We start from the raw sequence: 18,642 nt of genomic DNA on the forward strand, positions 1-18,642 counted from the left end.
ATGTCTGCCCAGAAGACGTCTGCCTCGCGGACCAAACCAGTCTCTGCAGTCGGCGCCTTCGTCGGGTTCGTCGGGTTCAGCGTGCTGGCCGGCCTGTTGGTCACCATCGGTGTCACCCCGGCGATCGCGGTGGCCGGTGTCACCACGACCTCGACGATCGGCGTCTTCGAGTCGCTGCCGGAGTACATCGAGATCGGTGACCTGCCGCAGCGCAACGAGGTCCTGGCCTACCAGGGCGGGCAGCCCGTGCACCTGGCGACGGTCTACGACCAGAACCGGCAGGAGCTCAAGTTCGACCAGATCAGCGACCAGCTGAAGAACGCCGCGATCGACGGCGAGGACAAGCGCTTCTACGACCACGGCGGCGTCGACATGACCTCGCTCGTGCGCGCCGGCGTGGGTTCGCTCGCCGGTGGTCTGGGTGAGTCCGGCGGCGGGTCGACGCTGACCATGCAGCTGGTCCGCAACATCAAGATGCAGCAGGCACTCGAACTCCCCACCCCGGAAGAGCGCGACAAGGCCTACAACGACGCGGTCGAGCAGACCATCCCCCGCAAGCTCGAGGAGATGAAGCTCGCGATCGGCCTGGCGAAGAAGTACTCGCACCAGGAGATCCTGACCGGCTACCTCAACATCGCCTACTTCGGCGACCAGACCTACGGCGTGCAGGCCGCCGCGCAGCACTACTTCAACAAGAACGCCACGGACCTGACCCCGCAGGAAGCGGCGTCGATCCTGGCCATCGTGCAGTCGCCGAACACGCGCAACCTGTCCGACCCCAAGTACTACGACGCCAACGTCGCCCGACGTGACGTCATCCTCAAGTCGATGTTCGCGCAGAAGCACCTGACGCAGGAGCAGTACGACGCCGCCATCGCCTCGAAGCCGGCCGACTACGTGCACCTGACCGAGCCGAACCAGGGCTGCAAGTCCGCAGCGGGCAACGGCTCGCAGTTCTTCTGCGACTACGCCGTGAAGGTCGTCAAGCAGATGTCGCAGCTGGGCTCGACCGACAAGCAGCGTGCGACCGCCTGGCGCAACGGTGGGTACACGATCCAGACCACGCTCGACCTCGACGCCAACGGCACCCAGAAGGACGTCCTCAACAAGTACGACCGCAACACCGAGACGCGTCTGGCCCTCGGCGCCGCGTTCGACTCGGTCGAGGTCGGCACCGGCCGCATCCTGACGATGGCGCAGAACAAGGACTACGACCAGTCGCTGCAGTCCCCGCCGACCGCCACGTCCATCAACTACAGCGTGGACAAGGAGTACGGCGGCTCGATCGGCTTCCAGGTCGGGTCGACGTACAAGGTCTTCACCCTGCTCGACTGGCTGAAGGCCGGGCACGGGCTGAACGAGGTCGTCAACGGCACCCCGCACAACACCTCACGGTGGACGATCTGTGGACAGACCGACTACACGAACTGGGCACCGAAGAACGACTCCGCTGGTGAGAAGGGCAACTTCACCGTCATCGCCGCGACCGCAGCATCGGTGAACGCCGCGTTCGCCTCGATGGCCGCCAAGCTCGACATCTGCGACATCAAGCAGACCGCCGAGGACCTCGGCGTGCACTCCGCCGACGAGAAGACCCCGCTGAACAGCTACCCGTCGTCCATCCTCGGTACGAACAACATCGCGCCGCTGACGATGGCCGCTGCCTACGCCGGCATCGCGAACAACGGCACGTTCTGCTCCCCGATCGCGATCGACAACGTGACCGACGCGGCGGGCAAGAGCCTCGGCGGGCAGCCCAAGGACTGCAAGCAGGTCCTCGACCCGTCCGTCGCCCAGTCCGCGATCTACGCCATGAAGCGCACGATCTCGAGCGGCACCGCGGTCGGCGCCCAGACCCCGGACGGCACGCAGCTGTTCGGCAAGACCGGCACGACCGACGACGCGGACCAGATCTGGCTCGTGGGCTCCAGCTCCAAGGTCGCCACCGCGTACTGGCAGGGCAACACGGACGGCAAGAAGCTCAACCTGCGGCACTACAGCAACGGCGTCAGCAACACCTACGCCGGGTACCGTGCGAATGCCTGGCGTCAGGCGCAGGCACCGCTGAACGCCCTGTACCCGGCCGGCCCGTTCACCGATCCGTCGGCGACGGCGCTCAAGGGCAACAGCATCGCGATCCCCGACGTGTCGGGCAAGACCGCTGACGAGGCCCGCGCGATCATCTCGGGCGCAGGACTCACATACGTCGACGGCGGCACGCAGCCCGGCGGCGGCGCAGCGGGCACCGTCTCGTCCACCTCGCCCGACGTCGGATCGCTCCTCTCGCGGGGATCGAGCGTCACGGTGTACACCACCGACGGCAGCCAGGCGAACGTGCCCGACGTGAACGGCCAGTCCGTCGGCGACGCCCGCGCGGCCCTCGGCGCGGCCGGGTACGGCACGGTCAACCTCACCCCCGACTACGCCAAGGGCGACGGCAAGAACCAGTGCACCGTCGCCGCGATGGACCCGGCTGCCGGCACTGCGATGGCGAAGGCGACCGCCGTCACGATCAAGCTCTTCGGCGACAAGGACGGCAACCCGCCGAAGGACTGCAAGTGACGCGGAGCCGCGCCGCGCTCGGGGCCCTCGCCGTCGGGGCTGCCGCCGGCGTCGGCGCGGCAGCGTGGGGCACGCTCGTCGAACGGCGACGCTTCGGCATCCGCTGGGAGACCGTGCCCGTACTGCCCCCGGGGTCGCGCGACGTCGTCGTCCTGCACCTGTCCGACATCCACATGGCACCGTGGCAGGCCGACAAGCAGCAGTGGATCCGCGACCTCAGCCTGGTCGAGCCGGACTTCGTCATCAACACCGGCGACAACCCCGGGCACGAGACCGCGAACGCCGCGATCGAGTACGCCCTCGAGCCGTTCCGCGGCGTCCCCGGCGCATTCGTCCACGGGTCGAACGACTTCTTCGGTCCCGCGCCCCGCAACCCGCTGCGCTACTTCAGCGGCCCGAGCGCGATGCACACGAAGGCGACGCCGGTCGACCTCGACGTCGAGCGCCAGACGGCGTTCTTCGAGTCGCTCGGATGGCTCGACCTCAACGACCACGCCCGCGCCATCGAGGTCCGCGGTTCGCGGTTCGAGCTCTTCGGCACGTCGGACGCCCACCGCGACTGGGACCGGCTCGACCTGCTCCCCACGAACGTCGACGAGATGCGCGGCGAGGTCCCCTGGTCCGAGGACGAGGACGGCCCCGCGCCGGTGTCCATCGGTGTGACGCACGCGCCGTACCGCCGCGTGCTCGACGCGTTCGTGACCCAGGGCGCCGACATCGTCTTCGCCGGTCACACCCACGGCGGCCAGGTCGCCGTGCCCGGGGTCGGCGCACTCGTCACGAACTGCGATCTCCCCCGTGCCTACGCCAGCGGCCTGCATCGCTGGCAGAACAAGACGCACTGGTCGTGGCTCCAGGTGTCCGCGGGCCTCGGCACGTCCATCTACGCCCCGGTCCGGTTCGCCTGCCGTCCCGAGGCCGTCGTCGTGACGCTCACGGCTCGCACCGCCTGAACCCGGTCGCGCGGGTGGTCGTGAGCACCCTCGATCATCCGCTAGACTGCTTCAGGTCGCTTCATGGAGTGACCAACACACCTCGGGGTGTGGCGCAGCTTGGTAGCGCGCCTCGTTCGGGACGAGGAGGTCGCAGGTTCAAATCCTGTCACCCCGACAGACGAAGGCCCGGATCCACACGGATCCGGGCCTTCTGTGTTGCTCCGGCTGCCGCGCCGCGCCAGCGATGTCGCCTGGGACACACAGCAGCCCAGCGACCCCCGGAGCGGAGACGTGCGCCGCTACCGTCGGCGACATGGCGACGTCCGGACCGAGCGGTACAGAGCATCACGAGAGGCGGACCGCCGCGGTCCTCACGGGAACGGTCGCCGGACTCGTGGCGATCCTCTTCCCCATCATCACTCTCGTCGTCGTCTACCTGGTGATCGCGGGACTGACGACGCGGACGGAGTCGGCCGACCGCTCCCTCAGCCTCGCCGGGTACTTGGGCTTCGCGTTGGCCGCTGTCGTGATCTGCGGGCTGGGCGGCGTGGGAGGGAACGCGCTGTCCTCGTTCCCGAGCGCCGGCTGCGTCGGCATCGCCGTGGGGTGGCTCCTCTTCGGCGTCGTGATGCTCCTGCTCCTGGGGTTCGATCTCCTTCCTTCAAAGCCACCTTGGTACAGCTGGGGATCATTCCTTTCATTCATCGGCCTGCTCGGTACTCCCCTCGTTTTTGCCGCCGCCATGGCCACTTTCACGGTCGGAGTCGTCGTCCGCGACGCACGGCGACGGTGGCTCGCGGTTGCCCTCCTCTCCTCGATGCCTGGGCTGATGATCGCGCTGTACGGCTGCCTCGACCCGTTGTCGTGACCAACGCCGGAACGCGTTGACGCGCACCACCGCTCGCTCCCTGTCCGCGCGCTTCGCGACCGCGGTCATGTCGTTCGTGGCCGCGCTGGCACTGAGCATCGCGAACGCCTCGAACGCAGCGCACGTCATCATGCGCGCTTCGTCCGAGACGGGGTTGCACGCGTCGCTGCTCGCGCCGATCATCGGCTGCTCGGTGCTGTGCCTGCTGTTCGGCATGAGGATGGGCAGTCCGAAGGCAGTCAGGCAACGACGATGGGCAGCGATCGGCTCGGCCCTGGTCGTGATCCCGACGCTCGCTGTCGTCGGCACCTTCTGTCTCGTGTTCGTGCTCGGCGCGAGGACGAACCCGCACGCGGTCGGCTTCGCGGTCATCATCCTCAGCCCTGCCGTCGCCGCGGGAGCGGTCCTCGCCACGGTGACCGTCCGGAGCTGGGCCCTCCCACGATGGGCGTACGCGGGTGCGCTGCTGCTCCTCTCCGCCACGCCGGTCCTGCTGGCGGTGGCTCGCGTCCTCCTCGTGCCCTGACGCGGGGCAGAACGGCGCCGCGAGCCGGCGCGATGTGCCCGAGGACACACCGGCCCCGGCCGTCGCCCGGAGGCGGAACACTCCCCCGTTAGCCTGAGACGGCCATGGAGATCCCCGAGCGACTCGTCCCCGTCCTGCAGCGCATCGCCGCGACCGCACCTGAACTCGGTGACGACCCCGTGCTGGCCGCCAGCCTGGTCGAGAACGTCACGTCGATGCTCGCTGACGCGCACCGGCACTACGCCGAGGGGACCGATGCGTCGATCACCAGCGACGACCTGATCGCCGACGAGCACCTGGCGACCGGGGCCCTGCACGCCGAGCGGATGCAGCACCCCGCCGGGGCGATGCTGGCAGCCGAGATCCTGTTCGACGAGTACCTGCCCGTCTTCGTCGACGAGGTCGGTGCGACGACCCCGACCGAACTCCTCGCGGCCTCCAGGGCGCTGCACGCGGGCATCTGGCGGCGCTTCCCGGCCGGGGCCATCGCGTACACCGAGGCACTCCGCCAACGCGTCACGACGGCGAACCTGGACTCGCGCGCGCACATCGCCCGGGACCTGCACGACCGGGTCGCGCACGGCATCCTGGCCGGGCTGCAGCGCATCGACCTCGCACTCCTCACCGATCCCCCGGCGCCGGAACGCACCACGCAGCTCGAGGCCGCGGCAGCCCAGCTCCGACGAGCGCTCGGCGACGTGCAGAACCTCGCCGTCGCCCTGCACGCCCGCGTCGGGGACGACCTGCTCGACGCCGCACTGGCCCGACACGTCGCCGATCTGTTCCCGGACACCGAGCACGTCAGCATCGCGTCGCACGGCACGCCCAGCACGCTGGTGAACTGGCGCGCCGAGGAGTCGCTGACGATCCTGCTCGAGGCGCTGACGAACTGGTGGAAGCACGCGCGGGACAGCGACGTCCGGGTGGTGTTCACCTGGGCGGACGACGCGGTGACGGTCAGCGTGCAGGACGACGGCCCCGGGTTCGACCGGTCCGAGCACGCGCAGGGCCGGCTCGGGCAGTCGACGATGCGCGAACGGGCGGCACTGATCGGGGCCTCGCTCGACGTCGTCAGCGCTCCGGGAGCGGGCACGCGGGTGACGCTCGTCGTGCCGCGGGGATCGCTGTGAGCGGCGGCGTCACACACGTCGCGATCGTCGACGACCACCGCCTGTTCCGCGAGGGCCTGGCGACGATCCTGGCAGCGGTGTCCAGCCTGCGGGTCGTCGCCCACGGTGAACGGCCGTCCGACGTGCTGGACGGTCCCGAGGCCGCTGCGATCGACGTCCTGCTGCTCGACGTCGAACTCGACGGGCCTCCGGCACGCACGACCATCGCGTCGGTGCGGCGGAACCACCCGCACATCGCAGTGGTCGTGCTGACGATGCACCGGGACGCCGTCCTGCGCCGGGCGCTGCTCGATGCCGGAGCGGTCGACTTCGTGACGAAGGACACGCCGAGCCGCGAACTCGTCGGACGGATCGTGCGCGCCGCGACCCGGACGGACACGCCGGTGACCTTCCCGGTCGACCTGGTCACGGACGCCCGCGCGGGCTCACCGCTGAGCGACCGCGAGACCGAGGTCCTCCGGCTCCTCGCCCGGGCCCGGTCGAACGCCGAGATCGCCGCCGACCTCGGACTCGCCGTCGGGACCGTGAAGCGCCACGTCTACAACGTGTTCCGCAAGCTCGACGTCAGCAGCCGGGTCGGAGCCGTGGCGACGGCCACGCGACTCGGCCTGCTCGGCTGACCCGGGCCTCCAGGCCGACCGCGACGAAACTGGCGGACCGCGACGAACCGGCCGACCGCGACGAAGTGGCCGACCGAACCGCACCAAGCGCTCAGGCCGCGACGGCGGAGCGCACCAGACGTCCCTCGCGGTGCAGCGCCGCGACGACGTCGAGCGCCTGGTGCCGGTACTGCGCCTGCGCGGCACCGGGCGCCACGATCACACCGTCCGCGCCGGTGGACGCAACGAGCGCGTTGATCTTCTCGGCGACCTGGTCGGCCGAACCGTAGGCCTGACGCTCGGTGCGCGCGGCGATGAACCGGCGCTCGAGGTCGCTGAACTCGTAGGCGCGGGCCTCGTCCATCGACACCGGCTCGGGCTTCGTCCCCTGGCGCATCCGGATGAACGAGATCATGCCGGGGGCGCTCTGCTCCTCGATGATGCGCGGGTCCTCGTCGGTGACGACCTGTACGCCGATCAGCGCGTTCGGCGTCTGCCGGAAGCGCGACGGGCGGAAGGAGTCGCGGTACAGCGCCAGCGCGGCCTCGGTGTTGTCCGAGGCGAAGTGGTGCGCGAACGCGAACGAGGTCCCGAGCGCGCCGGCGACCTGCGCGCTGTACCCGGAGGAACCGAGCAGCCAGAACTCGGGGACGTCGCCGTAGCCGGGCACGGCACGGATGCGGGAGAGCGGGTTCGACTCGTCCATGCCCGTGAAGAAGCCGATCAGGTCCGCCAGGCGCTCCGGGAAGTCGTCGACGTCCAGACGGTCCGTCCGGCGCAGCGCCATCGCGGTCGCGCCGTCGGTACCCGGCGCACGCCCGAGGCCGAGGTCGACCCGGTCGCCGTACAGCGCACGGAGCGTGCCGAACTGCTCGGCCACGACGAGCGGCGCGTGGTTCGGCAGCATCACGCCGCCGGAGCCGATGCGGATGGTGCTGGTCGCGGCACCCACGGCGCTCAGCAGCACGGCCGGCGCGGAGGAGGTGATCCCGGGCATCCCGTGGTGCTCGGCGACCCAGAAGCGTTCGTAGCCGGCCCGTTCGGCGTGCACCGCCATGTCGACGGAGCCCTGCAGGGCCTCGGTGTTGGACTGGCCGTACTCACGCGTGGCCAGGTCGAGGACGGACAGGTGCAGGGATGCGTCGCTCATGTGGTCGCCAACGCGCGACGACGCGCGCCCATTCCGACGGGCACAGGGACCGACGGGAGGCACGGGGCGGGCTCGCACCGCGCCTCCCGTCCGGCGGGCGGTCCGGTCCGGTGCCGTCAGCCGAGGTCGCCGTCGAGGCGACCGCCGGACTCGGTGAGGTAGCAGTTGGCGCAGAGGGACTCGTAGGTGACGCCCGCGCCGTCGATCGCCACCTGGGAGCCGTCGAACACGAACCGGCCGTCGACCTTGCGGGGGTTGAACACCGCCTTGCGACCGCACCGGCAGATGGTCTTCAGTTCCTCGAGCGAGTGCGCGATCTCGAGCAGACGGGCGCTGCCCGGGAACGCCTCGGTGCGGAAGTCCGTCCGGATGCCGTAGGCCAGCACCGGGACCCCGTCGAGCACCGCGATCCGGAGCAGGTCGTCCACCTGTCGCGGCGTGAGGAACTGTGCCTCGTCCACGAGCACGCAGCTGACCGGCCGGACCATGCCGTCGAGGTGGTCGGACTCCGGGTCGATCGCTCCGGCCCGGGCCACGGCCGCGCGGACGTCCTGGTCGGGGGCGATCACCAGGTCGACGGCGCGGGTGACGCCGAGGCGCGACACGATCGCGTGGTCACCCTTGGTGTCGACGGCCGGCTTCGCGAGCAGCACCCGCTGCCCGCGCTCCTCGTAGTTGTAGGCGGCCTGCAGGAGCCCGGTGCTCTTGCCGCTGTTCATCGCGCCGTAGCGGAAGTAGAGCTTCGCCACTACGCGAGGAAGCCGTCCTCCGCCGCACGACGGATCAGGTCGGACTTCTTGGACGCCGGCCGGCCGACCTTGGCGTACTTCTCGCGGACGCGCCGCAGATAGGTCTTGGCGGTCTCGTACTGCACGTTCATCTGGCTGGCGACCTCGTTCGTGGAGTAGCCGGACACGTACAGCCGCAGCGCCTCTTCTTCACCGTGGCTGAGCTTCGGGCGCTGGTGCGCGGCAGCACCGGTCGGCAGGGGACGCCACTCGCGCTGCGGCGGGGTCTCCCTGGCGACGCCCATGACGTCACGGGCGACGTCCATCACCTCGCGCATCGGCAGCGACTTCGACAGGAACGCAGCCGCGCCGGCCGCGAGGGCACGGTCGCGCGACTCACGGGTGTCGACGCTGGACAGGACGATCACCTTGGCGCCGGCTGCGCGGCAGGTCCGCACACGGGCTTCGATCGAGACGGGTTCCTTGAGCTGGAAGTCGAGGAAGACCAGGTCGGTCGGGAAGCTGTCGCTGTGCACCATCTCGAGCCAGGTGTGCGCGGTCAGCGACAGGTCGAAGTCGAACGCGTTGACGGCGATCCAGCTGGACAGGCTGTCCAACAGGACTTCGTGGTCGTCGAGGATGGCCAGACGCACCCGGCGGGATCCCGGGTTCGGCAGGGCGGGCGTGCCCTCCGTCAGCCTGTTCGGGTCAGTGCTGGTCATACGAGAACCTTAGTGCGAGGGACGATGGTCGGACGGCGACGTCGAGGTCCGGGAACGTCACCCGGAGCACGGCGAAGTAGGGGTCGAACGTGCGGTGGATCCCGACGTCGGAGTCAGCGACGCCCACGTCGAAGGCCACCACGACACAGTCGGGCGGGACGGCGCCGAGGGCGTCCGTGTCCGAGGCCCGCCGGACCATCGCGCGGAAGTCGGCGGGGTCGACCGTCGGCGCCCGGAGCACCGCGCGCACGACCGTGCGGACGACGGTGCGCTGGTCGGTGTCGAGGGTCGCGATCAGGCCGTCCGGGTCGTCGATCACGGCGAGGGCACCACCGTCGGCACGGACCGCCTGCTCGAACCAGGTGCGGTCGGCGTCCGCGACCATCGACCGGCGGATGCCGTCGGCGATCGACCGGGCACGGGCACGGTCGACGTCCGTGATGGTCTCGCGGGTGCGGAGCTCGGCGAAGAACGGGCCGACGTCACGGGTCAGGATGGTCGACCGGTCCTCTTCGACGCTGGCGGCGATGCCGTCCCGCTCGGCACGCTCGACGGAGTAGGACCCGGCGCGGATCTGTACGCGCTCGGCGAGCCCGGCGAAGGTCCACGCGAACACCCCGGCCGCCGCGGTGAGCACGAGCGTCGGTGCTGCGGCGAGGAACCCGGAGACCGACACGGGCACCCCGTGCGGGAACACCGTCGCGGCGGTCCCCCAGGCGACGGCGTCGACGACTGCCAGGAACACGCCGCCCACCACGAGGTCCACCCAGGGCCGGTAGGGCGCGGCCATCACGATGCCGGTCGCGGTCAGCAGGGACATGAAGTCGTTCAGCGCGCTGCGGTCCGGTCCCCACTGCGCCGCGACGCTGGTCACCGCGGCGACGGCGAGCAACCCGACGTGCAGCACGAACGCCCACCGGGGGAACGGTGCGCGGAAGGGGCTCGACGCGACGAGGACCACGGCGGCCGACGCGGCAAGCAGCAGGACCGTCATGGCGCTCAGGGTCGGGGAGCCGACGACGTCGCGGTCGAACAGGGACGTCAGGATCGCCCAGAGGACCCCCGCTGCGCCGAGCACCACCGCGAGCGGCCGGGACCCCATCGCGCCGAGCGGGTCGTACTGCTGCGCCGTCCGACCGGAGGCCGTCACGGACCCCGGACCGCCGGTGCGGCCGACGCGGGCGGAGCGGGCAGTGCGGCCGGTGCGGTCGGCACGGTAGGTGCGGCCGGCGCGGCCGGCGCGGCCGGCGCGGTCGGCGCTCATGAGCTCGCTCCGTCCGGCACGGCGACGGCGGCTGCGCGGGCGCCGTGGGGCACGGTCATCATGACGCTGGTGCCGGTGCCCGGCGACGACCACACCTGCACGTCGCCGCCCACGCGGCCGATGCGCTCGCGCACCGAGTTGCGCAGGCCCATCCGGTCAGCGCCGGTCTGCTGCTCGTCGAAGCCGCGGCCGTCGTCGACGACCATCACGGTGCAGGCGACGCCGTCGTCGAACACGCTGACCTCGGCGGTGTCGGTTCCGGCGTGCTTGCGGACGTTCGCCAGGCACTGCCCCACCGCGCGGACCAGGGCGGTCACCGCGTCGGACTCGAGTCGGCCCATCGCCGCGGGGTCGCCCGTCACCAGGACCTCGAGCCCCTCGGCACGTTCGTCGGCGAGCATGTGCTCGAAGGCGTCCACCGCAGCGCCGGGATCCGGTTGCGGCGCGGGCGCGAGCCATTCGGTGCCGGTGAGCATCGCGACGTCGGCCTCGACCGTGCGGGCCAGCTGCGCGTCCATCGGCCCGTCGGGCGCGAGCGAGATCGCGCCGAGGTGGTTGAGGACGGTGTCGTGCAGGATCGCCGACGCCTCGAGCTCCACCCCGGCGCGGTAGGCGGAGACGTGTTCTTCCCGCGCGGACCGCAGCAGTTCGGGCTGGACGCGCTGCGACCGTGCCGTGGTCCGGCTGGCGACGAGCACGATGGCGACCACGAACGCCAGGGTCACCCACGCGAGCACGAGCGGGTGTCCCGCTCCCCCGGTCTGCGCCGTCGCGATGGACGTGGCGACGCGGCCGACGACCAGCCCGGCGATGGACCACAGGACGACGCGACCGGGGACCGCGCCCGCGCCGCCCACGAGCACGAGGGGCACCACGACGAGCGACAGCAGGTACGAGGCGACCCAGGGCACGGGGACCTCGCGCAGCACGACCACGGCGCACCACCACGCGCAGATCCCGCCGACGAGCAGGAAGGCGACCGCAGAGCGCCACGTGCTGAACTGCACGTGCACGCCGATCATCGCGAGCATCGGCAGGAGCGCGAGGACGGCCGGCACCACGGCGACACGGGGGTCGTCGAACCGGAACAGCAGCAGGCTGACCGCAGCGACCAGGACCGACCCGACGGCAGCGGCGTGGAACGCCCGCACGGTCGACCACGCGTTGACCCGCGGAGCGAGGTGCGTGGGGATGCCGAGCACGGTGCGTCGTCCTTCCGGGAGCCAGGGAGCGCCGTCCACGATCCAACCACCATCGAGGAGGTCGTGTACCCCGGATCGGGTACCGGAAGACGACTGACACCATGATACCGGCGGCCACTGACGTCCGGTGTCCCCCGAACGTGCTCGCCGGGTGACGGACCAGCCGCGCTCAGAACAGGGTCGGAGCCCCGTTCGTGATGCCGGTCGCGCCGCCGGAGGATGCCGGGACGAGCGCGCGCGTGCGCAGGTCGGGGCGGTCCTGCCGGTGGCGTTCGTCCCAGGACCGATCCGCACGCTTGAGGGGCGAGATGCCGGCGGCACGGTCATTGCCCGGACCGGAAGCGGGATCGCCGACAGCGGTTCCGCCAGTCGCTTCGTTGCTCGGCGCGGAGAACCCCATCGAGCCCGTCGCCGGATCGACCTTCCCCACACCGACGCCGTGCGCGCGCAGGATCGGCCGGATGCGCTCGGCGAGCCAGCGTCGGTAGTCCTTCGGCGCGTACGTGTTGTCGAGGTACATCGCGCGGTACCGCGGCACCAGGTCCGGGTGCGTGCGCGCCAGCCAGTCGAGGTACCACGGCTTGACGCCCGGCTTCAGGTGCAGTGCGGAGTACATCACGCTCGTCGCACCGGCAGCTGCCGCTCGGCCGATCGCGTCGTCGAGGTGCGCGACGGTGTCGGTGACGTAGGGCAGCACGGGCATCAGGAACACCGAGCAGTCCAGCCCGGCGTCCCGCACGGCGCGGACCGTCGCCAACCGGGCCGCGGTGGTGGGAGTCCCCGGTTCGACGGACTGCTGCAGGTCGTCGTCGTACACCGCGATCGACATCGCCAGGTCCACGGGGACCTGCTCGGATGCCGCCACGAGGGCCGGGATGTCCCGCCGCAGCAGCGTGCCCTTCGTGAGGATGCTGAACGGCGTCCCCGAGTCGGCCAGCGCCGCGATGATGCCCGGCATCAGGCGGTACTTGCCCTCGGCGCGCTGGTACGGGTCGGTGTTGGTACCGAGGGCGACCGGGTGGCGGTCCCAGGTCGGCTTCGCGAGCTCGCGACGCAGGACCTCGGCCACGTTGGTCTTCACGACGATCTGCTGGTCGAAGTCGGCCCCGGCGTCGAACTCGAGCCAGGTGTGGGTCGGGCGGGCGAAGCAGTACACACACGCGTGCGAACACCCGCGGTAGGGGTTGATCGTCATCCCCCAGGTGCCGCCGTCGATGCCGTCGACGCGGTTCAGCGCGGACTTCGCCAGGACCTCGTGGAAGGTCACCCCCGCGAACTCCGGGGTCGTCACGCTCCGGACGAAGCCGCTGTTCGACTCGAGCCCCGGCAGCATGTCGCTGCCCGAGGCGCCGATCGCCTGTCCGTCCCACCGCATGCCTTCATTCGAACACACGTTCGAACGCGGCGCAAGCGCGGCCCGCCTAGTGGTGGAGTCCGAGCACCTTCGCGGTCCGGGTCAGGGTCTCGTCGGCCAGGGCAGCGTCCTCGCCGAGGTCCTTGCCGTACGTCGGCACCATCACGCGGACCGCGTCTTCCCACCGGTCCCAGCGGTCGGGGAAGCACGTGCGGAGCAGCCCGAGCATGATCGGCACCGCGGTGGACGCCCCCGGGGACGCGCCGAGCAGCCCGGCGATCGAGCCGTCCGCGGCCGTGATCACCTCGGTGCCGAACTGCAGCACCCCGCCCTTGTCCTTGTCCGGCTTGATGACCTGCACGCGCTGGCCGGCGATGATCTTGTGCCAGTTGCCCGGCTCGGCCGCGGGCATGAAGTCGCGGAGGGCTTCGAACTTGGTCTGCTTCGACGCCAGCAGCTGACCGACCAGGTACCGCACCAGGTCGAAGTTCGAGAACGCGACGCTGAGCATCGGGCGCAGGTTGTGCGGGCGGATCGACCGGAACAGGTCGAACAGCGAGCCCTGCTTCAGGAACTTCGGGCTGAACCCGGCGTAGGGACCGAACATCAGCGAGGCCGAGCCGTCGACGATCCGGGTGTCGAGGTGCGGGACCGACATCGGGGGCGCCCCGACGCTGGCCTTGCCGTAGACCTTCGCAGCGTGCTTCTGGACGACCTCGGGGTCGTCGGTGCGCAGGAACTCACCGGACACCGGGAAGCCGCCGTACCCGCGGATCTCCGGGATGCCGGACTTCTGCAGCAGGTGCAGGGCCCCGCCACCGGCGCCGACGAAGACGAACTTGGCGGCGATCGACTGCTTCGAACGGCCGACCTCGTTCCGGACGTCGAGCGCCCAGCCGTCGAAGACCTTGCCGCGGCGGATGCTGGTGACCTGGTGGTTCGGTTCGAACTCGACACCGTCGATCTCGAGCTGGTCGAACAGCTGCCGCGTGAGCGACCCGAAGTCGACGTCCGAACCCGCGGCCGAGTACGTCGCCGCGATCGGCTGGTCCCGCTTGCGGCCCGGGATGAGCGCCGGGGCCCACTTGCGGATCTGTTCGGCGTCGTCGCTGAACTCGAGCCCGGCGAAGAGCGGGTGGTCCTTCATCGCCTCGTACCGCTTGCGCATGTACTCGACGTTGTCGGCGCCCCACACGAATGAGATGTGCGGCGTCGGGTTGATGAAGCTGGTGGGGTCGGGCAGCGTGCCGTTCTCCACCAGGAACGACCAGAACTGCCGCGAGACCTGGAACTGCTCGTTGACGTTGACGGCCTTGGTGATCTCGACGCGACCGTCGGGCAACTCGGGCGTGTAGTTCAGCTCGCACAGCGCGGAGTGGCCGGTCCCGGCGTTGTTCCACGGGTTCGAGCTCTCCTGCGCGACACCGCCCAGCCGCTCGTACACGCGGATCCGCCAGTCGGGCTCCAGCCGGTGGATGAGCGCGCCGAGCGTGGCGCTCATGATCCCTCCGCCGATGAGGACGACGTCGATCGGTTCCACCTGCTTCACTGCCACCCGACGATCCTACAAGCGTGCGCCGACAGGGTGACCAGCTGCACCTCAGACAGACGGGAGGCACGGTGCCAGCTGGCACCGTGCCTCTCCCCACCGACACGGCCGGCGCGCCGCTGGCGCGTCGCGCCGGAACCGGCGGCGTGGGCCCTGTCGGAGCGCGTGGCTAGGCCGCGACCGCGCGGCGCGCGACGACGACCTCCGCGATCTGCACCGCGTTCAGCGCTGCACCCTTCCGCAGGTTGTCGTTGCTGACGAACAGCACCAGGCCGTGCCCGGCGGGCGCGGACTGGTCGGCGCGGATCCGCCCGACGAAGGTCGGGTCCTGCCCGGCGGCCTGCAGCGGCGTGGGGACGTCGGAGAGCTCGACGCCCGGGGCGCTCGCGAGGACCTCGGTCGCGCGCTCCGGCGTCAGCGGCTCGGCGAATTCGGCGTGCACGGAGATCGAGTGGCCGGTGAAGACCGGGACCCGGACGCAGGTGCCGGCGACGAGCAGGTCGGGCAGCTCGAGGATCTTCCGGCTCTCGTTGCGGAGCTTCTGCTCCTCGTCGGTCTCCCCGGTGCCGTCCTCGACGATGCTGCCCGCGAGCGGCACGACGTCGAACGCGATGGGACGGACGTACTTGACGGGCTCCGGGAAGGTGACCGCAGCGCCGTCGTGGGTCAGCGCGGCGGTGTCCTGCTCGAGCGCGGCACGGGCCTGGCCGAGCAGTTCCTCGACGCCGGCGAGGCCGGAGCCGGAGACCGCCTGGTAGGTCGTCGCGACGAGCCGGCGGAGACCGGCCGCGGCGTCGAGGACCTTGAGGACCGGCATGATCGCCATCGTCGTGCAGTTCGGGTTCGCGATGATCCCCTTCTCCGCCTGGTCGATGGCGTGCGGGTTCACCTCGCTCACCACGAGCGGCACCGCGGGGTCCAGGCGCCACGCGCTGGAGTTGTCGATGACCAGGGCCCCGGCGGCGGCGAACTTCGGCGCCAGCGCGCGGGACGCGGTCGCTCCGGCGGAGAACAGCGCGATGTCGATGCCGGACGGGTCGGCGGTCTCGGAGTCCTCGACGACGATCTGCTCGCCGCGGAACGGCAGCGTCGTGCCGGCGGAACGCGCGCTCGCGAAGAAGCGCACCGTCGTGGCGGGGAAGGCGCGCTCCTCGAGCAGGCGGCGCATCACGGCGCCCACCTGGCCGGTGGCACCGACGACGGCGATGGTGAGGTCGGACATGCTCTGCTCCTGGTGGGTCAGCGGTCGGCGGAGGTCAGCGGTCGGCTGGGCTGAGTGGTCGGCTGGGCTCAGCGGCCGGTGCCGGCGTAGACGACGGCTTCGTTGTCGGCGTCGAGCCCGAACGCCTGGTGCACCACGCGCATCGCGTCGTTGAGCGTGTCGGCGCGAGTGACGACCGAGATGCGGATCTCCGACGTGGAGATCATCTCGATGTTGATCGACGCCTGGTGCAGCGCGCGGAAGAGCTCCGCGGAGACGCCGGCGTTGGTGCGCATGCCGGCGCCGACCAGGGCGAGCTTGCCGATCTGGTCGTCGTACTGGATGCCCTCGAAGCCGATGTCGCCCTTGGCCACACCGAGCGCGGTCAGGACGCTCTGGCCCTGGTCCTTCGGCAGCGTGAAGGAGATGTCGGTGCGCCCGTTCGAGGCCGACACGTTCTGCACGATCATGTCGATGTTCGCGCCGGCGCGGGCGACGATCGTGAAGATCTCGGCGGCCTTGCCGGGCTGGTCGGGCACGCCCACGACGGTGATCTTGCCCTCGGACAGGTCTCCGGCGATCCCGGTGATGATCGGTTCTTCCACGGTTTCCCCCTCGGCAGGGTTGTAGACGATGGTGCCCTCGACGTTGCTGAACGAGGAGCGGACATGGAGGGTGACGCCGTGCCGACGGGCGTACTCGACGGCACGGATGTACAGGACCTTGGCGCCGGACGCCGCGAGCTCGAGCATCTCCTCGCTCGTGATCCGGTCGATCTTGCGGGCCTTCGGGACCACGCGAGGGTCGGCGGAGAAGATGCCGTCGACGTCGGTGTAGATCTCGCAGATGTCGGCGTCGAGCGCTGCGGCCAGGGCGACGGCGGTGGTGTCCGAGCCGCCGCGACCGAGCGTCGTGATCTCGCCGGTCGTGCGGTTGAACCCCTGGAAGCCGGCGACGATGGCGACGTGCCCGGCGTCGAGCGCCTCGCGCACGCGCTTCGGGGTGACGTCGACGATGCGGGCCTTGCCGTGCTGGGCGTCGGTGAGCATGCCGGCCTGGCTGCCTGTGTACGACGACGCTTCGACGCCGAGGCTCTTGATCGCCATCGCGAGCAGCGCCATCGAGATGCGCTCCCCCGCGGTCAGCAGCATGTCGAGTTCGCGGCCGGCCGGGATCGGCGTGACCTGGTGGGCGAGGTCGACCAGTTCGTCGGTCGTGTCGCCCATCGCCGAGACGGCCACGACCACGTCGTTGCCGGCCTTCTTGGTCTCGACGATCCGCTTGGCCACGCGCTTGATGCTCTCGGCGTTCGCGACGGACGATCCACCGAACTTCTGCACGATCAGGGCCACGGGTGCGTACTCCAGGGGACGACGTTCCGCGTCGGAGCGCGGCTTCGTCAATGGTAGAGGGTGTTTCGGGGATGTTGCGTGCGAGCGGGCTGCGACGCAAGGATCGTGCGTGGGGCTCCTCAGCCGCCGACGAGTCGGCGGCCCTCGAAGGCACGACCCAGCGTGACCTCGTCGGCGTACTCCAGGTCGCCGCCGACGGGCAGGCCGGACGCCAGCCGTGTCGTCCGGATCCCCATCGGCACGAGCAGGCGGCTGAGGTAGGTCGCCGTCGCCTCGCCCTCGAGGTTCGGGTCCGTCGCGATGATCACCTCTTCCACGGTGCCGTCGGCCAGGCGGGTCATCAGCTGCTGGATGCGCAGGTCGTCCGGGCCGACGCCGTCGATCGGGCTGATCGCCCCGCCGAGCACGTGGTACAGCCCGCGGAACTCACGGGTGCGCTCGATCGCGGCGACGTCCTTCGCCTCTTCGACGACGCAGATCACGCCGGGCTGGCGGCGCGGGTCGCGGCAGATGCTGCAGCGCTCCGACTCGGTCACGTTGCCGCAGACCTCGCAGAACCGGACGCGCTCCTTGACGTCGGCCAGCAGCTCCGACAACCGCGAGGGGTCGAAGGACTCGCTCTGCAGGATGTGGAAGGCGATGCGCTGCGCCGACTTCGGACCGATGCCGGGCAGGCGGCCGAACTCGTCGATCAGGTCCTGGACGATGCCGTCGTACATCAGGCCTCCTCGCTCAACGAGGTCTCCTCGATGAACTGCGCACCGAGGATCTCACGCACGACGGCCTCGCCGTAGCGGCCGGGGACCGCGGCGCGACGCGGCGCCTGCGGCTGCGGGGCGGCTGCCTGCGGCGGCCGTGCCTGCTGGGCAGGCGCCTGCGGCGGCCGTGTCTGCTGGGGTGCCTGCGGCGCGGCCGACCGGCCGCCGCCGGGGCCCGGATCCGGGAACGGGGCACCGTCGTCGAAGGGTTCGTCGTCGAGCGGGTAGTCGTCGACCGGCACGGGAGGCTCGCCCTGCGTCGGCTGCGCGGCCTGCGGTCCGCGACCAGCGGCCTGCGGTCCGCGACCAGCGGCCTTCAGGGCGTCGAGTGCCGACTGCGTCTCGGCGACCGGCCCGGAGGTCTCGGTCACGGCGGGCGCGGCCGCGACCGGTGCGTCCGCGACCGTGTCCGTCGGCCCGGTGGAGCCCATCGGCGCGGCCCACGTGGGCTCGACGTCGTCCGCTACGGCCCCGGCAGTGGGGTCGGTCGCCGGGATGGTGGCGACGGCCCACTCGGTCACGGGGTCGTTCGAGGCGGCGGGGGCCTGGCGCTGGGGCTGGGGCTCGGGCTCGGGCTCGGGCGGGGTCGCGGCACGAGCCGGTGCAGCGGACGCCGCAGGGGTCGGCTCGACCGTCGCCGAGGTCGTCGGTTCCGGTGCGGGGGCCGGCTCGGACGCGGACACCGTCGGGGTGGCGGTGTCGGGGGTGGCGGTGTCGGGGGTGGTGGGGTCGGGGGTGGTGG

Annotated in this window: 16 protein-coding genes, 1 tRNA gene and 1 pseudogene; 7 read left to right on the plus strand and 11 right to left on the minus strand. The window is 71.0% G+C overall.

All coding sequences use genetic code 11. From position 1 onward, the window contains the following. From BIU90_RS04335 to BIU90_RS04365, 7 genes are all read left to right on the plus strand, one after another. Nucleotides 1–2,562 (plus strand): transglycosylase domain-containing protein, encoded by a 2,562-nt coding sequence (locus BIU90_RS04335; RefSeq protein ID WP_071299010.1) that lies wholly within the window; start codon nucleotides 1–3, stop codon nucleotides 2,560–2,562. After that, nucleotides 2,559–3,515, plus strand: coding sequence for a metallophosphoesterase (locus BIU90_RS04340; RefSeq protein WP_071299011.1), 957 nt, complete (start codon nucleotides 2,559–2,561; stop codon nucleotides 3,513–3,515). The genes BIU90_RS04335 and BIU90_RS04340 overlap by 4 nt, the downstream gene beginning before the upstream one ends. An 83-nt stretch (nucleotides 3,516–3,598) precedes the next feature. Further along, nucleotides 3,599–3,672, plus strand: a tRNA-Pro gene (locus BIU90_RS04345). A gap of 138 nt (nucleotides 3,673–3,810) precedes the next feature. Then, nucleotides 3,811–4,365, plus strand: a complete 555-nt coding sequence (locus tag BIU90_RS04350) for a hypothetical protein (protein WP_071299012.1) — start codon at nucleotides 3,811–3,813, stop codon at nucleotides 4,363–4,365. A gap of 16 nt (nucleotides 4,366–4,381) precedes the next feature. Continuing rightward, nucleotides 4,382–4,891 carry a hypothetical protein gene (locus BIU90_RS04355; RefSeq protein ID WP_071299013.1) on the plus strand — a complete coding sequence of 170 codons (510 nt, stop codon included), beginning with the start codon at nucleotides 4,382–4,384 and terminating at the stop codon, nucleotides 4,889–4,891. 104 nt (nucleotides 4,892–4,995) lie between these two features. Beyond that, nucleotides 4,996–6,021, plus strand: coding sequence for a sensor histidine kinase (locus BIU90_RS04360; protein WP_071299014.1), 1,026 nt, complete (start codon nucleotides 4,996–4,998; stop codon nucleotides 6,019–6,021). Further along, entirely contained in the window at nucleotides 6,018–6,641 is a 624-nt protein-coding gene (locus tag BIU90_RS04365; RefSeq protein ID WP_071299015.1) for a response regulator, read from the plus strand. Before BIU90_RS04360 ends, BIU90_RS04365 begins: the two co-directional genes overlap by 4 nt. 91 nt (nucleotides 6,642–6,732) lie before the next feature. On the opposite strand, the gene BIU90_RS04370 is transcribed toward BIU90_RS04365, so the two are convergent. The 11 genes and pseudogenes from BIU90_RS04370 to BIU90_RS04420 all read right to left on the minus strand — a co-directional run. Beyond that, on the minus strand, nucleotides 6,733–7,770 hold the full coding sequence (locus BIU90_RS04370; protein WP_071299016.1) for an LLM class flavin-dependent oxidoreductase: 1,038 nt from the start codon (nucleotides 7,768–7,770) through the stop codon (nucleotides 6,733–6,735). A 116-nt stretch (nucleotides 7,771–7,886) separates the two neighbouring features. Next, nucleotides 7,887–8,519, minus strand: coding sequence for a thymidine kinase (locus BIU90_RS04375; RefSeq protein ID WP_071299017.1), 633 nt, complete (start codon nucleotides 8,517–8,519; stop codon nucleotides 7,887–7,889). Then, the gene (locus tag BIU90_RS04380; protein ID WP_254786945.1) at nucleotides 8,519–9,220 is read right to left on the minus strand and encodes a response regulator; all 702 of its coding nucleotides are present in this window, start codon (nucleotides 9,218–9,220) and stop codon (nucleotides 8,519–8,521) included. Before BIU90_RS04380 ends, BIU90_RS04375 begins: the two co-directional genes overlap by 1 nt. Further along, nucleotides 9,207–10,484 (minus strand): hypothetical protein, encoded by a 1,278-nt coding sequence (locus tag BIU90_RS04385; protein WP_071299018.1) that lies wholly within the window; start codon nucleotides 10,482–10,484, stop codon nucleotides 9,207–9,209. The genes BIU90_RS04380 and BIU90_RS04385 overlap by 14 nt, the downstream gene beginning before the upstream one ends. Further along, a complete protein-coding gene (locus tag BIU90_RS04390; protein ID WP_139195103.1) occupies nucleotides 10,481–11,686 on the minus strand; it encodes a sensor histidine kinase in 1,206 nt (401 codons plus the stop codon). Before BIU90_RS04390 ends, BIU90_RS04385 begins: the two co-directional genes overlap by 4 nt. Nucleotides 11,687–11,855: 169 nt before the next feature. Next, a complete protein-coding gene (locus tag BIU90_RS04395; RefSeq protein WP_083403686.1) occupies nucleotides 11,856–13,061 on the minus strand; it encodes an Rv2578c family radical SAM protein in 1,206 nt (401 codons plus the stop codon). A gap of 46 nt (nucleotides 13,062–13,107) precedes the next feature. Continuing rightward, nucleotides 13,108–14,595, minus strand: a complete 1,488-nt coding sequence (locus tag BIU90_RS04400; protein ID WP_083403687.1) for a malate:quinone oxidoreductase — start codon at nucleotides 14,593–14,595, stop codon at nucleotides 13,108–13,110. Between the two features lie 163 nt (nucleotides 14,596–14,758). Next, the gene (locus BIU90_RS04405; RefSeq protein WP_071299020.1) at nucleotides 14,759–15,811 is read right to left on the minus strand and encodes an aspartate-semialdehyde dehydrogenase; all 1,053 of its coding nucleotides are present in this window, start codon (nucleotides 15,809–15,811) and stop codon (nucleotides 14,759–14,761) included. A 68-nt stretch (nucleotides 15,812–15,879) separates the two neighbouring features. Further along, complete coding sequence (locus BIU90_RS04410) at nucleotides 15,880–17,142, minus strand: aspartate kinase (protein ID WP_071299041.1); 1,263 nt, start codon at nucleotides 17,140–17,142, stop codon at nucleotides 15,880–15,882. Nucleotides 17,143–17,261: 119 nt separating this feature from the next. Further along, nucleotides 17,262–17,861 carry a recombination mediator RecR gene (gene recR, locus BIU90_RS04415; protein ID WP_071299021.1) on the minus strand — a complete coding sequence of 200 codons (600 nt, stop codon included), beginning with the start codon at nucleotides 17,859–17,861 and terminating at the stop codon, nucleotides 17,262–17,264. Further along, nucleotides 17,861–18,642: pseudogene (locus tag BIU90_RS04420) on the minus strand (hypothetical protein); the annotation flags it as partial. The gene recR and the pseudogene BIU90_RS04420, both read right to left, overlap by 1 nt.

The organism is Curtobacterium sp. MCBA15_001, from assembly GCF_001864835.1.
Taxonomy (GTDB): Bacteria; Actinomycetota; Actinomycetes; order Actinomycetales; family Microbacteriaceae; genus Curtobacterium.